Genomic DNA, 17,521 nt, shown 5'->3' with positions numbered 1-17,521 from the left:
GGCCGGCTCCATTCAACCCACAAAGTTGGAGTGTCAGATGAACAAGAAGAAGAACCGCCGGCCGCGTAGCCGGATCGCCCTGCATGCCGCGGTCGCGGCCTCCCTGCTCGCCGGGTCGGGGCTGGCTTTCGCCGACCGCTGGGGCATCCAGGCGGGCGGCGGCTTCTCCGATCGCCACGGTATCGACAAGGCCGATCTGGCGGTGGTGTGGGATCCCGGCTGGAACTGGTGGGAAATCGGCGGATGGCACTTCGCGTTCGTGCTGGAAGGCCATGTCGGTTACTGGCATACGGGCGGCAACATTCACGCCAATATCGGCGAATTCGGCGCGACGCCGATGTTCCGCTTCATCAAGAGCGCCGGCCAGGTCCGGCCGTTCATCGAGGCCGGCGCCGGCGTGCGGCTGCTCACGCACCCGACGATTTCCGACAACTTCTCGATGTCGACCGCCTTTCAGTTCGCGGACGTCGTCGGCGTCGGCGCGCAATTCGGCGAGCGGCAGCAGTACCAGGTCGGCTACCGCTTCCAGCATGTGTCGAACGCGGGTATCAAAGAGCCCAATCCTGGGGTAAATTTCCACCAGTTCTACGTGCAGTACAACTTCTGATCCGCATGCCCGCGCACGGCGTGCGCGTTGCCGAGGAGTCAGGCGATGACGAAGGTGGTCGATGCGATCCGCGCGCTCGAGCGCGATCGGTTCCGGGCGATGGTCGACGGGGATGGCGAGGCGCTCGACGCGCTGCTGTCGGAGAAGGTCTTCTACGTGCACACGAACGGCAAGCGGGAAACCAAGCAGCAGTTCATCGACGCCATTGCCGCCGGCCGCCGCCGCTATCGCCAGATCGAGATTCAGTCGCAGGACGTGCTGCCCGTCGGCGACGGCACCTGCCTCGTCACGGGCCGTGCGCTGATCGAGATGGAAACGAACAACGGCGGCCTCGTGTTCCCAATCGCCTATACGGCGGTCCAGGCGCAGGAGCAGGGCCGCTGGCGCCTGCTGGCGTGGCAGGCGACGCGGTGCGCAACCGACACCTGAGCGCGCGTCGCGCCCATTTTCATGTATCGACCGAAGCGGCCTTCTGGGCCGCTTTTTGTTGCCCGTGCGGCGCGGATCGCGCGGCGCACGGGCGGTTGCGCACCGCTCGCGCCGAAGGCGAGCGGTCGTGTGCGTTCAGGCCGCCGCGCGCCGGTCCGCGTGCTGCCACGCGGAGCGATTGATCGCGCTGACGACCGCATCGAGCGCCGCGCACGACGCGTCGGCATGGACGCCGACGCCGTGCCGCAGCGGCGCATCGCCGACGCGGCAGCCGACCGACACGGCGATGCGCCCGTCGGCCGTGCGCACGTGCTCGCACGACGCGACGTCGATCGTCGCGCCGGCGGCCGCCGCGAATGCCGCGGCCGCGCGCTGCACGGCCGCTTCGGGCGCCGCGTCGGCCGCGAACGCGCCCGCGATCTCGCGGTTCTGCCAGCGCGCGCCGTTGCCGTGCCGCGCGGCCGGGCCGTCGGTTTCGAGGAATTCGCGGGCAAAGAGCGCGCAGATCGCGTCGCCGGTGACTTCGGCGCCCGACGCGTCGGCGAGCGTCTGCACCGCGTGGCTGAATTCGATCTGCACGCGGCGCGTCGGCGTAAAGCCCATGCCGCGCTCGAGCAGGTACGTCGCGCCGCCCTTGCCGGACTGGCTGTTCACGCGGATCACCGCGTCGTAGCTGCGGCCGAGATCGGCCGGGTCGATCGGCAGATACGGCACTTCCCACAGCGCGTCCGCGCGTTGCTGCGCGAAGCCCTTGCGGATCGCGTCCTGGTGCGAGCCGGAGAACGCGGTGAAGACGAGGTCGCCCGCGTACGGGTGGCGCGGATGCACGGGAATCTGGTTGCAGCGTTCGACGACGCGGCGCACCGCATCGATGTCGGAGAAGTCGAGGCCCGGATCGATGCCCTGCGTATACAGATTGAGCGCGAGCGTGACGAGATCGACGTTGCCGGTGCGCTCGCCGTTGCCGAACAGGCAACCCTCGATGCGGTCCGCGCCGGCGAGCAGCGCGAGTTCGGCGGCCGCGACCGCGGTGCCGCGGTCGTTATGCGGATGGACGGACAGCACGATGCTGTCGCGATACGCGAGATTGCGGTCCATCCATTCGATCTGATCGGCGAACACGTTCGGCATCGCGGCTTCGACGGTCGCCGGCAGGTTGACGATCATCTTGTGGTCGCGGGTCGGACGCCACATTTGCGCGACCGCGTCGCACACTTCGCGCGCGAACGTCAGCTCGGTCATGCTGAAGGTTTCCGGCGAATACTGGTAGGTCCACTGCGTGTCCGGGCGCGCGGCCGCGTATGCCTTGATGAGCCGCGTGCCTTCGACCGCGAGCGCCTTCACGTCGTCCTTCGACATCCCGAACACGATGCGGCGGAACGACGGGCAGATCGCGTTGTACAGATGCACGATCGCGCGCGGCACGCCTTCGAGCGCTTCGAACGTGCGGGCGATCAGGTCTTCGCGCGACTGCACGAGCACTTCGATCGTCACGTCGTCGGGGATGCGCTTCTCGTCGATCAGCTTGCGCACGAAATCGAAGTCGGTTTGCGACGCCGACGGAAAACCGACTTCGATCTCCTTGAACCCGATCGCGACCAGCATCTCGAAGAACTCGAGCTTCTGCTCGATGCTCATCGGTTCGATCAGCGACTGGTTGCCGTCGCGCAAGTCGGTGCTCATCCACACCGGCGCCCGCTCGATCGTGCGGGTCGGCCACTTGCGGCCGTTGAGGCGGACGGGTTCGAACGCTCGGTACTTTTCTTGCGGGTTGCGCTTCATCTTCTTGACCTCGGGTCTCAAGTCGCGAGCGAAGACGGACGGCATGAGCGACGGTTGACGCTGCCTCGCACCGTGGCGCGCGATCGCGCTGCGGATGCGGATGATCTTCGCGATTCGACCGACGGATAGACGGACGAAAGCTGACGACTTCGGGTTGCAAAAACTGCGAGAAGGGTGCTGCGAGGAACTGCTGGGAGGGACCGTGCAGACGTCGCACGGCGCTACGACAGCCTTAGGCTAGTCGTAGCGATAGCGGCCGCGCTAGGCGGCCGGAGGTAATTCGGAGGGTGTTCGGGAAGGAACGCATGACGGCAACTCTATGCCAGGATGCGGGCGCGTGTCAAATGGGCGCGATCGGGCCGGCGTGCCGCGGGCCGCGCCGACGCCCTCGCTCAGCCCGCCGTGCGGGCGATCCGCACGATCGTCGCGACCTGGCGCGCGACCGTGTCGGGTACCGGAATCTCGCCTCGCAGCACGGCGTCGGTCCAGGCGGCCGTCGTTTGCGCGTCGCGCGATTCGGGCAGCGCGACGGGCGGCGCGTCGGCCGACGAGCGCTCCGGCTCGATCAGCGTGTCGCAGACGCCGTCGTGCAGCCAGTCGACCTGCACCTGGCGCCGCGTATCCGCGACGGCTTCGCCCTCGGTGCCGCGTGCGAGCAGCGCGCCGCCGAGCGCGGCGTCCGGATGCGCGGCGAACAGCTCGACGAGACTGTCGCGATACGGCGGATGCGTGTAGTTGACGAGCCGCAGCCCGGCCGGCGCGAACGGCTGCAGCAGCTTCACGAGCGTGTGCGTCGAATTGCGCACGCCGAGCACGGCGCGCATCGACAGCAGCCGCGCGATGCGCGGCGCGAGCGTGTCGATCGGCGCGAATGCGACGCGGCGCTCGGCGAGCGTATCCTCGATCGCGTCGTGCGACGTCGACGGCGCGATCGACAGCGCCGCGAAGATCTCCGCGCTCGTCACGCGGCCCGGGTCCTGCGCGACGCCGTGCACGAGCACCGGCACGCCTTCGCGCGCGAGCAGCAGTGCGAGCAGCGGCACGAGGTTCGGCTGCTTGCGTGCGCCGTTGTAGCTCGGGATCGAGACGGGCCGGAACGTCGCGTCCCGTACGTGCACGGGCTCGAACGACGCCTGTGCGGCGGCCAGCATCGCGGCCAGTTCGTCGGCGGTTTCGCCTTTCAGCCGGTAGGCGATCAGGATCGCGCCGAGTTCGACGTCGGACACGCGCGCATCGAGCATCGCGCGATACAGCTCGAACGTGTCGGCGGCCGACAGCGCGCGCGCGCCGTGCGGGCCGCGGCCGATTTCCTTGATGAAGCGGGCGCAGGGGAACGGGGCGGCGGAGTCGTGGGCAGCGGTCATCGGGCGTGGGGCGCGCGGCCGGCAGCGCGGCGCGCGGAATTCGGTAACGGATGCACCGAGTATCGCACGGGCGCGCTTGCGCACGCACCGGCTGCGCACGGCGCTACACTCTGGTTCCCCGGCGGCGCGCCTGCGCATGCCTCGGCCGAGTACGACATCAAGAGAGACGACCCATGAAGCTCTACAGCTATTTCCGCAGTTCCGCTTCGTACCGCGTGCGGATCGCGCTGAACCTGAAGCGGCTGCCGTACGACTACGTGCCCGTGCACATGCTGCGCGACGGCGGCCAGCAACTGAAGGACGAGTATCGCGCGCTGAACCCCGACGCGCTCGTGCCGACGCTCGTCGACGGCGACGCGACGCTGCAGCAGTCGCTCGCGATCATCGAATATCTCGACGAAACGCATCCGGAGCCCGCGCTGCTGCCGAAGGCGCCCGTTGATCGAGCGTACGTGCGCGCGATCGCGCTGCAGATCGCATGCGAGATCCATCCGCTCGACAACCTGCGCGTGCTGAAGTACCTGAAGCACACGCTGCAGGTATCCGAGGAAGCGAAGAACGCGTGGTACCGGCACTGGATCGAGTCGGGCTTCGCGTCGCTCGAAACGCGCCTCGCGAGCGATCCGCGCACCGGCAAGCTCTGCTTCGGCGATACGCCGACGCTCGCCGACATCTGCCTCGTGCCGCAGGTGTTCAACGCGAACCGCTTCTCGATCGATACGGCGCGCTATCCGACGATCCAGCGGATCGCCGACTATGCGTCGACGCTCGACGCGTTCAAGGCGGCCGAACCGGGCGTGCAGCCGGACGCCGAGTGACGCGCAGGCGCCGCGCCGACGAAAAAGGCGCCCGAAGGCGCCTCGTGCGATGCGGTGCGGCGAACGACGATCAGCCGAGCAGCGCGTCCGCGAATTCTTCGGCGCTGAACGGCTGCAGATCCTCGACCTTTTCGCCGACGCCGATGAAGTACACGGGCACCGGCCGCTGCCGCGCGATCGCGGCGAGAATTCCGCCCTTCGCGGTGCCGTCGAGCTTCGTGACGATGAGGCCCGTCAGGCCGAGCGCATCGTCGAATGCCTTCACCTGCGTGAGCGCGTTCTGACCGGTGTTCGCGTCGATCACGAGCAGCACTTCGTGCGGCGCGCCGTCGTGTGCCTTCGCGATCACGCGCTTCACCTTCTTCAGCTCTTCCATCAGATGAAGCTGCGTCGGCAGGCGGCCGGCCGTGTCGGCCATCATCACGTCGATCTTGCGCGCGCGCGCGGCGCTCACCGCGTCGAAGATCACCGCGGCCGGGTCGCCGCTTTCCTGCTGCACGACGGTCACGTTGTTGCGTTCGCCCCAGACCGTCAGCTGTTCGCGCGCCGCGGCGCGGAACGTATCGCCCGCGGCGAGCAGCACCGACTGGTCGAAGCTCTGCAGATGCTTCGCGAGCTTGCCGATGCTGGTCGTCTTGCCGGCGCCGTTGACGCCCGCGATCATCATCACGAGCGGCTGCGCACGGCCGAGCACGAGCGACTTCTCGAGCGGCGTCAGCAGTTCGACGAGCAGGTCGCGCAGCGCGCTCTTCACCTGCTGCGGGTCGGTCAGGCGGCCCGCCCGCACCTTTTCGCGCAGCGCGCCGAGCAGGTACTCCGTCGCGTCGACGCCCGCATCGGACATCAGCAGCGCGGTTTCGAGCTCCTCGTACAGCGCGTCGTCGATCTTCGTGTTCACGAATACGCCGGTGATGCTCGAGCCCGTTTTCGCGAGGCCCGTCTTCAGGCGCGCGAGCCACGATTTCTTCGCCGATGCATCCTGCACGGGCGGCGGCACGATTTCGACGGTCTCGACGACTTCGTCGCGGCCGTTGTCGCTCGGCGTGACCGTCATCACGACGGCGGGCGCGGCCGGCTCGGCAGGCGCGGGTGCGGGTGGAACGTCGGCGTCGTGCGCGTCGGACGGGGCGTCGGGTTGCGGCGCGTCGGCCGGCTGCGATTCCGCGGAGCCGGGCTCCTGCGTTTTCTTGAATCGTTTGAAGAAGCTGAACATGGTCTGACGTCGGGAAGAGGGCGGGCCGCCGCGAGCCGCGGGGCGCCGGGCAGCCGCCGGCGCTCGCGGAGCGCCGCGCAACGCGGCCGAAACGCCGCATTTTATCAGGCGCGGCGACGCGCTCGCGTCAGCACGCGCCGCCGCTGTGGTAACGTGCGCCTGTTTGCCGGCATGCCGGTGCGCATGCCCGTTCTCCCGTCCCGATATTCCTGTATGTCCCGTTCCTCTTCCGGCCGCTCCGCGGCCTCGTCCGCTCGCGGCAAGCCGCATACGGTCCGCATCATCGGCGGCGACTGGAAACGCACGCCGCTCGCGGTGCTCGACCTCGATGGCCTGCGTCCGACGCCCGATCGCGTGCGCGAGACGCTGTTCAACTGGCTCGGCCAGGATCTCGAAGGCCGGCGCTGTCTGGACCTGTTCGCGGGCACCGGCGCGCTCGGTTTCGAAGCCGCGTCGCGCGGCGCGGCGAACGTCGTGATGGTCGAACGCCATCCGCGCGCCGCGCAGCAGCTGCGTGCGATCAAGGACAAGCTTGGCGCGCGCACGGTCGAGATCGCCGAGGCCGATGCGCTGCGGCTCGCGGCCGGGCTCGCGCCGCGCTCGTTCGACGTCGTGTTCCTCGATCCGCCGTTCGGCGATGCGGCCGCGCTCGCGCGCGCGATCGCGCTGACCGCGCCGCTCGTCGCCGACGGCGGCGCACTGTACGTCGAGTCCGGCGCCGAGCTCGACCTTTCCGCGCACGACGCGCTCGCGGGCTGGCAGGTCGCGAAATACGGCAAGGCCGGCGCGGTCCACTATCATTTGCTGCGGCGCGAAAATGATGAATAATGCGCGTTCCAAAAGAGGCGGCGCGCCCGAACGGCGACGCGCGTCCATCTGTGCAGTGGCGTGCACGTCGCACCGCTGCTTCCCCGTTTGCGTGATGACAGGAGGAGCGACATGGTAGTCGCCGTGTATCCCGGTACGTTCGATCCGCTGACGCGCGGCCACGAAGACCTCGTGCGGCGCGCGTCGAGCATTTTTGACACGCTGGTCGTCGGCGTCGCCGACAGTCGCGCGAAAAAGCCGTTCTTCTCGCTCGAAGAACGTCTGAAGATTGCGAACGAGGTGCTCGGCCATTACCCGAACGTGAAGGTGATGGGCTTCAAGGGCCTGCTGAAGGATTTCGTGCGCACGAACAACGCGCGCGTGATCGTGCGCGGGCTGCGCGCGGTGTCGGATTTCGAATACGAGTTTCAGATGGCCGGGATGAACCGCTATCTGCTGCCCGACGTCGAGACGATGTTCATGACGCCGTCCGATCAATATCAGTTCATTTCGGGCACGATCGTGCGTGAAATCGCGCAGTTGGGCGGCGATGTCAGCAAGTTCGTGTTCCCGTCCGTGGAGAAGTGGCTGACCGAGAAGGTCGCCGCGATGGGCGGCCCCGCCGCTTGATATAGGCCGGCCGGTTTCGTCGCGAGATCGGCCGGTAGGCGCTGCCGTGCCGCTGGCGCCGGTGCATTCGGCTCGGTGCAGCGGCGCTTGCAGCGTCATCGGGATGCCTTCCTGCCTGAGCGCCGCCGTATCGGATGCTCCGCATCGTCGGCCGTCATGTCTTGTCTTGTCGTGACACGGCCGCCGTCGCGATCGCTAAGCTAACGCACGAAACGGCTCCATTTCCCCTCGATGCCCCGCTCCCGCCGCGTCGCACGCGATCCCGGTCGACCCGCCGAAAAGCTATAATGCATTGTTTTTTCTAGGAAAGCTGGTGGCAGTATGGCTTTGATGATTACCGACGAGTGCATCAATTGCGACGTTTGCGAGCCCGAGTGCCCGAACGGCGCGATTTCGATGGGCCCGGACATCTACGTGATCGATCCGAACAAATGCACCGAGTGCGTCGGCCATTTCGACGAACCGCAGTGCCAGCAGGTGTGTCCGGTCGAATGCATTCCGCGCGACCCGCAGCATGACGAGTCGCACGCACAACTGATGGCGAAGTATCACGCGCTGATCGCCGCGACAGGCGACGCGCAGTAAGCGCAGCAAGCGGCGCGCCGGTGCGCGCCGCGTCCTCCCGGGCGGCGTTGCCGTGCCGCCCGCGGTCTTCAGCCGAGCAGGTCGCGCAAGGCGGCCACGAGCGCCTCGCATTCGGCGTCGGTGCCGACGGTGATGCGCAAGTGCTGCTCGATGCGCGGCAGCCGGAAATGCCGCACGAAAATTTCCCGTTCCTTCAGCTTCGCCGCGAGCGTGCCCGCGTCGTGCGCCGGATGGCGCGCGAACACGAAGTTCGCGGCCGACGGCACGACGTCGAAGCCGAGCGCGCCGAGTGCCTGCGTGAGCCGCGTGCGGCTGTCGACGACGCGCGCGCAGGTCGACACGAAGTACGCGTCGTCTTCGTATGCGGCCTGCGCGGCCACCTGCGCGAGCCGGTCGAGCGGGTACGAGTTGAAGCTGTCCTTCACGCGGTTCAGCGCTTCGATCAGCGCCGCGTCGCCGAACGCGAAGCCGACGCGCATGCCCGCGAGCGAGCGTGCCTTCGACGTCGTGTGCACGACGAGCAGGTTCGGATAGCGGTCGATCAGCGCAATCGCCGACTGCGCGCCGAAATCGACGTACGCTTCGTCGATCACGACGACCGACGACGGATTGGCCGCCGCGATCCGCTCGATGTCCGCGAGCGGCAGCGCGCGGCCGGTCGGCGCATTCGGGTTCGGAAACAGCACGCCGCCGCCGTCGTCGAGATAGTCGTCGACGCGGATCGAGAAGTCGTCCGCGAGCGGCACGGTGCGGGTGTCGACGCCGTACAGCCGCGCATAGGTCGGATAGAAGCTGTACGTGATGTCGGGAAAGCGCAGCGGCCGGTCGTGCTTCAGCAGCGCCTGGAACGTGTGCGCGAGCACTTCGTCGGAGCCGTTGCCGACGAACATCTGCTCGGGACGGAGGCGATGGTGCGCGGCGACCGTTTCGCGCAGCGCGCGGGCGAGCGGGTCGGGGTAGCGGCGCAGCGTGTCGCCGCTCGCGCCGAGTTCGCGCGCGATCGCCGCGACGACGCGCGGCGACGGCGGATAGGGATTCTCGTTGGTGTTCAGCTTGACGGGATGTGCGAGCGCGGGCTGCTCGCCCGGCACATAAGGCACGAGTTGCTGAACGACATCGCTCCAGTAACGGCTCACCGCTTGGCTCCTGACGGGCAAAACAACGAGAGTACCGCATGTTGCACGCCGCGGCGCGCGTTGGCCCCAGCGCGGCCGCGCATGTCGGCAGCCGGCGCGGCGGCCGCGGTGCGCCATGCCGGGGCGCGGCCGTGCGTCAGTTGCGATGCAACTGCATCGTCGCGCGATCGAGTTCGCCCTTGACGACCATCGGCATCACGGCGAGCGCGCGCTCGATTGCCGCGTCGATCACGTCCTGTTCTTCGCGACGCGGCGGCTTCAGCACGAAATTCGCGACGTCGGGCTTCGCGCCGGCGCGCGCGCTTTCCGGAATCAGGTCGCGCGGATGGCCGATGCCGATCCGCAGGCGCCAGTATTGCTGCGACGACAGATGTGCGGAGATGTCCTTCAGCCCGTTGTGGCCGCCGCTGCCGCCGCCGAGCTTCAGCTTCACGGTGCCGGGCGGCAGGTCGAGTTCGTCGTGCGCGACGAGGACCTGGTCGGGCAGGATCTTGAAGAAATGGGCGAGCGCAACGACCGACTGGCCGGAGCGGTTCATGTAGGTTTGCGGCTCGAGCAGATGCACTTCTTCGCCGTAGAGGCGCGCTTTCGCATAGAAGCCGTGGAAGCGGCGTTCGTCGCGCAGCGTCGCACCGGCTTCACGGGCGAGCTGGTCGATCAGCCAGAAGCCGGCATTGTGACGCGTCGCGGTGTATTCCGCCCCGGGATTGCCGAGGCCGACGATCAGTTTGATCATGACGTTTCGAAGGCGGCGTCGGCCGCCTGGGCGCAGAAAAAGAAAAACCCGCCGGGCATGCCGCGGCGGGTTGCGTCGACCGTTTCGCGAAACGGATCGATGAGGCGCTTACGCAGCCGGCGTTTCGCCTTCTGCAGCGTCCGACACGGCACCGGCCGGGATCGTCGCCGATGCGATGACCGGGTTTTCCGCGTCGACGTGAGCCGTCAGCGCGACGCCCTTCGGCAGTGCGATGTCCTTCGCGTGGATCGATTGACCGGCTTCGATCTTCGACAGATCGACTTCGAGGAACTCCGGCAGCGCAGCCGGCAGGCACTCGACTTCGATTTCCGTCGCGACGTGCGACACGATCGCGCTCGACAGCTTCACGGCCGGGCTGACTTCGGCGTTCAGGAAGTGCAGCGGCACCTTCGTGTGCAGCTTCTTCTTCGCGTCGACGCGCTGGAAGTCCACGTGCAGCACGAGCTGCTTGAACGGGTGGTATTGCACGTCGCGCAGCAGAACTTGTTGCGACTGGCCGGCCACTTCGAGGTCGAGGATCGACGAGTGGAAGGCTTCCTTCTTCAGGGCGTGCCACAGGGCGTTGTGATCGAGTTCGATCATTTGCGGGGCAGCTTCGCCACCGTAGACGATACCCGTGGTCTTACCGGCGTTGCGCAGGCGGCGGCTCGCACCCGTACCTTGCTCTTTGCGCTCGAAAGCGACGACTTTCATGTGATTCTCCAATAGCTGCCCGCGACCAGGCAGTAAAACGGGGCCGACGACATGGCGGCCCCCGATGAAACGGACGGGGTTTCGTCTATCCCGTCCGATTGTGCAAAAAGCGAAGCGTTGCCGCTTCGCTTTTTACGCATGCTTCGTTTGTCGGTGCGCGATCAGGATTCCGCGAACAGCGACATCACCGAATCGCCGCGGCGGATCCGCGAGAACGTTTCGGCCAGCAGGCTCGCGCTCGTCAGCGAGCGGATCTTCGAGCAGGCCAGCGATTCGGCCGACAGCGGAATCGTGTCGGTCACGACGAGTTCGTCGAGCGCCGAGGCGGCGATGCGCTCGGCGGCGCCGCCGGACAGCACCGGGTGCGTCGCGTACGCAAACACCTGCTTCGCGCCGCGCTCCTTCAGAACCTGCGCCGCCTTGCACAGCGTGCCGGCCGTATCGACCATGTCGTCCATGATCACGCAGGTGCGGCCTTCGACTTCACCGATGATGTTCATCACTTCGGAGACGTTCGCCTTCGGGCGACGCTTGTCGATGATCGCGAGATCGCAGTTGAGCTGCTTCGCGAGTGCCCGTGCACGCACCACGCCGCCGACGTCCGGCGACACGACGAGCAGATCCGGGTAGTTCTGCTTGCGCAGGTCGCCCAGCAGGATCGGCGTTGCGTAGATGTTGTCGACGGGAATGTCGAAGAAGCCCTGAATCTGGTCGGCGTGCAGATCCATCGTGATGATCCGCTCGACGCCGGCGATTTCCAGCATGTTCGCGACGACCTTCGCCGAGATCGCGACGCGCGCCGAACGCGGGCGGCGGTCCTGGCGGGCATAGCCGAAGTAGGGGATGGCGGCGGTGATCCGGCCGGCGGATGCGCGCTTCAGCGCATCGACCATGATCATCAGTTCCATCAGGTTGTCGTTCGTCGGCGCGCACGTGGATTGCAGGACGAAGACGTCCTTGCCGCGCACGTTTTCCTGGATCTCGACCTGGATCTCGCCGTCGGAGAAACGGCTGACCATTGCCTTGCCGAGGGGAATTCCAAGAATGTTGACGACTTCCTGAGCAAGCGCGGGATTGGCGTTGCCAGTAAAAACCATCAGGCCGTCATGGCTGCTCATCGTGCACCTGCTTCGGGCTTGGGCGGGAAATGCGGGAAAATTTTTGGCAGGGGAGGAAGGACTCGAACCCTCGCATGCCGGAATCAAAATCCGGTGCCTTAACCAACTTGGCGACTCCCCTACACTTAACTGATAACTCAGCCGGACGGTAGGTCATCCGACAAAGTAAAACTTCATGACGCGAAAGCGAAGAGCGGATGCTCGTTCAGGCTCTCGGCAACTGCGCCGTTCCAGCCGGCGGGCAACTGGGCTTTCGCCGCTTCTGCCTGCTGTTTGCTTTGAAACGCTGCAAACACGCTTGCTCCGGAGCCGGTCATCCTCGCGGGGGCCACATTATACAACCACTTGACCACCTGCGCAACTTCCGCGTACTTGCTTGTCACAACTTGCTGCATGTCGTTCCGGCCGAAACTGTCTGGCCATCTCGCATCGCTGCTTTGCTGTGCAAGAAAGTCCGTAATTGTGACTGGCTTCGAATCTCTTGTCAACAACTCATCTGAAAAAATTTCAGCGGTCGGGACATGAACGCGTGGCGTCACAACCAGGAACCAGCGAGTCGGCAATTCTACCTCAGCTAATTCTTCTCCGATACCCTCTGCGAACGCATTTTTTCCAAAAATGAAAAATGGCACGTCGGCGCCGAGTTTCACCGCGAGCGACTGCAATTCCGCGCGCGGCAGATCGAGCTGCCATAGACGGTTCAGCGCGAGCAGCGTCGTCGCGGCATCGGAGCTGCCGCCGCCGAGTCCGGCGCCCATCGGCAGGCATTTGTCGATCTCGATGTCGACGCCTGCGGCGGTGCCCGTGTGCGCCTTCAGCAGGTTCGCCGCGCGTACGACGAGATCGCTCTGCTCGGGCACGCCCGGCACGTCGGTCGCACGCGCGACCTTGCCGTCGTCGCGCAGCGTGAAGTGCAGCATATCGCCCCAGTTCAGCAGCTGAAACACGCTCTGCAGGTCGTGATAGCCGTTCGGCCGGCGGCCGGTGATATGCAGGAACAGGTTGAGTTTCGCGGGCGCAAGACAGTTGCGCAGCGAGCGGGTCGAATCGGTCATGCTGGTATCGAAACGGGTGCGCGTGCTCACTGATCGAGCACGAGCTTGATGTCGAGCGGCGGCGTCGCGCGCACGAGGTTGACGCGTCTGACGCCCGTGGCCGGTGCGTCCGCGTAGGCGAGGTAGTCGATCGTCCAGCCGTCCTGGCGGATCTGCTTCAGGCGCGTGCCGTCGGCCGGATCGCGTTCGGTCTCGGCCGGTGTCGCGGGCGCCGGCGTCGGCAGCAGCCAGTAGCGCAGGCCCGCGAGCGGCAGCGAGAAGCCGAGCGTGTTCTGCATCAGCTCGCCGACGTCCGCGGCATATTGCGGCTGGCGATTCGGCAGTTCGAGCGACGCTGCACGCGGCGTCGACTTCACGATCGCGAGCGTCTGGCCGAGCGGGCTGCGCAGCTCGAGCGACACGTCGTTGCCGTGCTCCTGCCAGTCGAAATTGCCGTACACGTTCTGCTGCTTGCCGAGCCGGTCGTAGTACTGCACCGCGAAGCGGCCGTGATAGGCGTGCGTCGCGGCCGTCTGAAGCGTGCCGCCGGCAGGCGCCTGCGCGGACGGCGGCGTGCTTGCGCAACCGGCGAGCGCGAGCGCCGCGCCGGCTGCCGCGAGCGCGCGACAGGCGCGCGAAGACAGGGAAAACATCGGGAACATCTGCATCAGAGACCGTTGATCTGGAAGCGTTTCAGCGTCTGTACGAGCGTTTCGTTGTCGGGCTCGAGCTTCTGCGCGGCGCGCCATGCGGAGCGTGCGTCGTCCTGCGCGCCGCTCTTCCACAGCACTTCGCCGAGGTGCGCGCCGATTTCGGCGTTCGGCTGCAGGTCGTACGCGCGGCGCAGGATCTTCGCGGCGCCGGCCGTATCGCCCATCCGGTACCTGACCCAGCCGAGGCTGTCCATGATGTACGCGTCGTTCGGCGCGAGCGACAGCGCCTTCTCGATCAGCTTGTTCGCTTCCGGCAGTCGCTGGTTGCGATCGGCAAGCGAATAGCCGAGCGCGTTGTAGGCCTGCGGATTGTCGGGCTGCGTGCGGATCAGCTCGCGCAGCTGCTTTTCCATCGCCGCGTAGTGGCCCGTCTTCTCGGCCGCCATCGCGTAGTCGTAGCGCAGGTCCGGATCGTCGGGGAAATCGTCGACCGCGCGAGAGAGCCGCGCCTCCGCTTCCGCGTAGCGCTTCGCGGTGAACAGGATCGACGCGTCGGTGCGCGCGATCACGGCCGCGTCGCGCGGATCGGTGACGGGCAGATCGTCGAGCACCTTGCGCGCCTCGTCGGTCTTGCCCTGCTTCTGCAGCAGCTGCGCACGCGTGATTTGCGCGGGCAGGTAGTGCTGGCTCGTCTGGTCGACCTTGTCGAGCCATTGCGACGCCTGGGCCTCGTTGCCCTGTTCGATCGCGATCTGCGCGAGATAGATGTAACCCTGGCCGACGTCGAGATCCGGCTGCTTCGCGCCGAGCTGCACGTACTGCTTCAGGTAGGCCGTCGCGTCGTCGAGCTTTTTCTGCTGGATCTTGATCAGCGCGAGCGCCATCAGCGGCGTCGGGTCCTTCGAATCGAGCTTGCGCATCGTTTCGAACTGCTTTTGCGCATCGTCGAGCCGATCGTCAGCCAGGTACAGCTGCGACAGCGCGAGCCGCGCATCGCGCGACTTCGGATTCTGCTGAACGTATTTCTCGAACGACGCGATGCCGGCCGCACGCTCCGCCGGCCCCATCTGCGACAGCATCAGCGCCGCGGGCAGGTAGTCGGGGCGGATCTGCAGCGCGCGTCGCAGCGACTGTGCGGCGCCGTCCTTGTCGTCGACCGCGAGCTGCTGCCGCGCGATCGCAAGATGCGCCTCGGGCCGGTTCATGTCGTTCTTGAGCATGTCCTTCAGCACCGCGAGGCCGCCGACGCGGTCGGCGCCGCGCGCGAGCAGCGCCTGCAGCGCAAGGATCGCCGGGCCGCGCGTGTCGCCGGTCGCGCGCGCGAGCTCGCGGGCGAGCATCGGTTGCGCATCGGCCGGCTTGCCGGCGAGCACGAGCAGCGCCGCGTCGACTTGCGATGCGCGATTCGAATCGGGCGCGTACTGGCGCCAGAGATTCGCGGCCGACAACGCGTCGGCCGGGCTCTGCGCGCCGAGCGCGATTTCGGTCGCGCGCTGCGCCATGCGCGGATCGCGCGTGTCGCGCGCGAGCGCGAGATAGGTCTGGTACGCGGGCGCCGGCTGATTGCGCTGAAGCGCGACCTCGGCCGCGAGCACCTGATAGACGATCTGGCTCGTGAGCGGGACGGCCGGAAGATCCTTCTTCTCGTCCGGCATCACGTGATCGAACGCACCCTGCGACTCCGCGTCGTCCGATGCCGGATCCTGCGCGTGAGCCGGAAAGGCGGTGAGGGTCCAGACGGCGAGCAAGGCCGCGCCAAGCGCGCGGCGGACCGGGAACGCGCGCGTGCCGCCCGCGGCGGCGGGGCGCTTCAGAAGCAGCTTCGAGGGCAGGGTCATGGAAATCCGTTCGATGTTTCAACCGATTGTATCGCGCTCGCTACAATACACGCACGATCGTGATCATCCAGCTTCAGACCCGCAAAACATGCCAGAGTTGCCAGAAGTCGAAGTCACGCGGCGGGGCATTGCGCCCTTTGTCGCGGGCCGCCGCGTCGAGCGTGTCGACGTCCGCACCGCGATGCTGCGCTGGCCCGTGCCGGCCGGCCTCGCGGAGCAATTGCGTGCGCGCGAGGTGCTCGCCGTCGAGCGTCGCGGCAAGTATCTGCTGTTCGAGGTCGATGCGGGCTGGTTCATCGTCCATCTCGGCATGACGGGCACGCTGCGCGTGCTGCCCGCAGGCGGCGTGCCCGTCGCCGCGAAGCACGATCACGTCGACTGGATCTTCGACGAATTCGTGCTGCGCTTTCGCGATCCGCGCCGGTTCGGCGCCGTGCTGTGGCATCCGCGCGAAGCGGGCGACGTGCATGCGCATCCGCTGCTCGCGAGCCTCGGCGTCGAGCCGTTTTCGCCGGCATTCGACGGCGCGCTGCTGCATCGGCGCACGCGCGGCCGCACGGTCTCCGTCAAGCAGGCGCTGCTCGCGGGCGACATCGTGGTCGGCGTCGGCAACATCTACGCGTCGGAGAGCCTGTTTCGCGCGGGCATCCGGCCGACGACGGCCGCCGGGAAGGTCTCGCTGCCGCGCTACGAGCGGCTCGCCGAAGCGGTGCGCGCGACGCTCGCGGACGCGATCGATCGCGGCGGCAGCACGCTGCGCGATTTCGTCGGCAGCAACGGCGAGAGCGGCTACTTCCAGCTCGACTGCTTCGTCTACGATCGCGCGGGCGAGCCGTGCCGCGTGTGCGGCACGCCGATCCGGCAGATCGTGCAGGGCCAGCGCTCGACTTACTTCTGTCCGACGTGCCAGCGTTGAACCTTCCTTTTGCCGATTCCAAAACTTGAAGCCGCCCCGCATCGCCCCCGCTCCTTTTCCCGTCACGCCGCTGCATCGCACGTTCGCGCCGCGCCTGATCGCGTGGCAGCGCCAGCACGGCCGCCACGACCTGCCGTGGCAGAACACGCGCGATCCGTACCGGATCTGGCTGTCGGAAATCATGCTGCAGCAGACGCAGGTGTCGACCGTCGTGCCGTATTACACGCGCTTTCTCGAACGCTATCCGGACGTCGCCGCGCTTGCGGCCGCACCGATCGACGACGTGATGGCGCTGTGGGCCGGCCTCGGCTATTACTCGCGTGCGCGCAACCTGCATCGCTGCGCGCAGGTCGTCGTCGCCGAGCACGGCGGCGCATTTCCGGCCACGCCCGATGCGCTCGCCGAACTGCCGGGCATCGGCCGCTCGACGGCCGCGGCGATCGCATCGTTCGCCTACGGCGCACGCGCGACGATCCTCGACGGCAACGTGAAGCGCGTGCTCGCGCGCGTATTCGGCATCGAAGGGTTTCCCGGCGAGAAGCGCGTCGAAAACGACATGTGGGCACTCGCCGAATCGCTGTTGCCCGACGCGGCGCATGCGGACGACGTGAGCGCCTACACGCAGGGATTGATGGATCTCGGCGCGACGCTCTGCGTGCGCGGCAAGCCCGACTGCGCGCGTTGTCCGTTCGCGGGCGACTGCGTCGCGCAGGCGACCGGGCGGCAGCGCGAACTGCCGGCCGCGCGGCCGAAGAAGGCCGTGCCGACGCGCAAGACCTGGATGCTCGTGCTGCGCGACGGCGACGCCGTGCTGCTCGAGCGGCGTCCGCCGGCCGGCATCTGGGGCGGCTTGTGGAGTTTGCCGCAGGCCGACGGCGATGCCGAGCTCGCGGCTCTCGCACGCCGTTTCGGCGGCGGCGGCCCGGTGCCGCTCGCGCCGCTCACGCATACGTTTACGCATTTCCGGCTCGAGATCGAACCGCGGCTCAGCGATGTCGCGAGCGAGGCCGCGGCCGTGCCGTTTGCACAGGCACAGGATGCCGATACTGCATGGGTGCCGCTGAGCGCGCTCGATACCTACGGCGTGCCGGCGCCGGTGCGCAAGCTGCTCGACGCGCTGAGCGGGCCGCTGCTGTAACGA

General features: G+C 67.3%; 18 protein-coding genes and 1 tRNA gene. 8 read left to right on the top strand and 11 right to left on the bottom strand.

All coding sequences use genetic code 11. The features are described from left to right. Positions 1–37 precede the first annotated feature (37 nt). A complete protein-coding gene (locus tag ACSHSS_RS03945) occupies positions 38–607 on the top strand; it encodes an acyloxyacyl hydrolase (protein ID WP_253574675.1) in 570 nt (189 codons plus the stop codon). Positions 608–652: 45 nt separating this feature from the next. Further along, positions 653–1,036 (top strand): nuclear transport factor 2 family protein, encoded by a 384-nt coding sequence (locus ACSHSS_RS03940; RefSeq protein WP_006398232.1) that lies wholly within the window; start codon positions 653–655, stop codon positions 1,034–1,036. Between the two features lie 135 nt (positions 1,037–1,171). On the opposite strand, the gene leuA is transcribed toward ACSHSS_RS03940, so the two are convergent. Both leuA and ybiB read right to left on the bottom strand, forming a co-directional pair. Further along, on the bottom strand, positions 1,172–2,818 hold the full coding sequence (gene leuA / locus ACSHSS_RS03935) for a 2-isopropylmalate synthase (protein WP_012212682.1): 1,647 nt from the start codon (positions 2,816–2,818) through the stop codon (positions 1,172–1,174). 392 nt (positions 2,819–3,210) lie between these two features. After that, positions 3,211–4,182, bottom strand: a complete 972-nt coding sequence (gene ybiB / locus ACSHSS_RS03930; RefSeq protein ID WP_175794570.1) for a DNA-binding protein YbiB — start codon at positions 4,180–4,182, stop codon at positions 3,211–3,213. A 173-nt stretch (positions 4,183–4,355) separates the two neighbouring features. Between ybiB and maiA the strand changes: the two genes are divergently transcribed. Further along, entirely contained in the window at positions 4,356–5,000 is a 645-nt protein-coding gene (gene maiA, locus ACSHSS_RS03925; RefSeq protein WP_261512194.1) for a maleylacetoacetate isomerase, read from the top strand. Positions 5,001–5,070: 70 nt separating this feature from the next. Here maiA and ftsY read toward each other — a convergent pair whose 3' ends face one another. Continuing rightward, positions 5,071–6,213, bottom strand: coding sequence for a signal recognition particle-docking protein FtsY (gene ftsY / locus ACSHSS_RS03920; RefSeq protein ID WP_217262180.1), 1,143 nt, complete (start codon positions 6,211–6,213; stop codon positions 5,071–5,073). Between the two features lie 213 nt (positions 6,214–6,426). On the opposite strand from ftsY, the gene rsmD reads away from it, so the two are divergent. The 3 genes from rsmD to ACSHSS_RS03905 all read left to right on the top strand — a co-directional run bounded on the left by rsmD (position 6,427) and on the right by ACSHSS_RS03905 (position 8,235). Further along, on the top strand, positions 6,427–7,041 hold the full coding sequence (gene rsmD, locus ACSHSS_RS03915; protein ID WP_261512197.1) for a 16S rRNA (guanine(966)-N(2))-methyltransferase RsmD: 615 nt from the start codon (positions 6,427–6,429) through the stop codon (positions 7,039–7,041). A gap of 111 nt (positions 7,042–7,152) precedes the next feature. Beyond that, on the top strand, positions 7,153–7,650 hold the full coding sequence (gene coaD / locus ACSHSS_RS03910; protein WP_006398238.1) for a pantetheine-phosphate adenylyltransferase: 498 nt from the start codon (positions 7,153–7,155) through the stop codon (positions 7,648–7,650). A gap of 321 nt (positions 7,651–7,971) precedes the next feature. Beyond that, positions 7,972–8,235, top strand: coding sequence for a YfhL family 4Fe-4S dicluster ferredoxin (locus ACSHSS_RS03905; RefSeq protein ID WP_006406632.1), 264 nt, complete (start codon positions 7,972–7,974; stop codon positions 8,233–8,235). Between the two features lie 68 nt (positions 8,236–8,303). Here ACSHSS_RS03905 and hisC read toward each other — a convergent pair whose 3' ends face one another. From hisC to ACSHSS_RS03865, 8 genes are all read right to left on the bottom strand, one after another. Continuing rightward, positions 8,304–9,371 (bottom strand): histidinol-phosphate transaminase, encoded by a 1,068-nt coding sequence (hisC, locus tag ACSHSS_RS03900; protein ID WP_445544609.1) that lies wholly within the window; start codon positions 9,369–9,371, stop codon positions 8,304–8,306. Positions 9,372–9,507: 136 nt separating this feature from the next. Beyond that, the gene (gene pth, locus ACSHSS_RS03895; protein WP_261512201.1) at positions 9,508–10,107 is read right to left on the bottom strand and encodes an aminoacyl-tRNA hydrolase; all 600 of its coding nucleotides are present in this window, start codon (positions 10,105–10,107) and stop codon (positions 9,508–9,510) included. 108 nt (positions 10,108–10,215) lie between these two features. Beyond that, on the bottom strand, positions 10,216–10,821 hold the full coding sequence (locus ACSHSS_RS03890) for a 50S ribosomal protein L25/general stress protein Ctc (protein ID WP_012212698.1): 606 nt from the start codon (positions 10,819–10,821) through the stop codon (positions 10,216–10,218). 161 nt (positions 10,822–10,982) lie between these two features. Beyond that, a complete protein-coding gene (locus ACSHSS_RS03885) occupies positions 10,983–11,939 on the bottom strand; it encodes a ribose-phosphate pyrophosphokinase (RefSeq protein ID WP_006398244.1) in 957 nt (318 codons plus the stop codon). A 44-nt stretch (positions 11,940–11,983) separates the two neighbouring features. Beyond that, positions 11,984–12,060: transfer RNA gene (locus tag ACSHSS_RS03880), tRNA-Gln, on the bottom strand. 52 nt (positions 12,061–12,112) lie between these two features. Next, positions 12,113–12,994 carry a 4-(cytidine 5'-diphospho)-2-C-methyl-D-erythritol kinase gene (ispE, locus tag ACSHSS_RS03875; RefSeq protein WP_445544608.1) on the bottom strand — a complete coding sequence of 294 codons (882 nt, stop codon included), beginning with the start codon at positions 12,992–12,994 and terminating at the stop codon, positions 12,113–12,115. A 26-nt stretch (positions 12,995–13,020) separates the two neighbouring features. Next, a complete protein-coding gene (lolB, locus tag ACSHSS_RS03870; protein WP_006398246.1) occupies positions 13,021–13,641 on the bottom strand; it encodes a lipoprotein insertase outer membrane protein LolB in 621 nt (206 codons plus the stop codon). Next, a complete protein-coding gene (locus ACSHSS_RS03865; RefSeq protein WP_059874646.1) occupies positions 13,641–15,464 on the bottom strand; it encodes a tetratricopeptide repeat protein in 1,824 nt (607 codons plus the stop codon). Before ACSHSS_RS03865 ends, lolB begins: the two co-directional genes overlap by 1 nt. 88 nt (positions 15,465–15,552) lie before the next feature. Between ACSHSS_RS03865 and mutM the strand changes: the two genes are divergently transcribed. Further along, on the top strand, positions 15,553–16,380 hold the full coding sequence (mutM, locus tag ACSHSS_RS03860; RefSeq protein ID WP_105764406.1) for a bifunctional DNA-formamidopyrimidine glycosylase/DNA-(apurinic or apyrimidinic site) lyase: 828 nt from the start codon (positions 15,553–15,555) through the stop codon (positions 16,378–16,380). A 25-nt stretch (positions 16,381–16,405) separates the two neighbouring features. Next, positions 16,406–17,518: an A/G-specific adenine glycosylase gene (gene mutY, locus ACSHSS_RS03855; protein ID WP_261512205.1), complete on the top strand. Its 1,113-nt coding sequence runs from the start codon at positions 16,406–16,408 to the stop codon at positions 17,516–17,518. The last annotated feature ends 3 nt before the right edge of the window (positions 17,519–17,521 follow it).

This window comes from Burkholderia sp. BC1 (assembly GCF_052683555.1).
The sequence above is the reverse complement of the archived record's forward strand: the minus strand, read 5'-3'. Positions and strand labels throughout refer to the sequence as shown.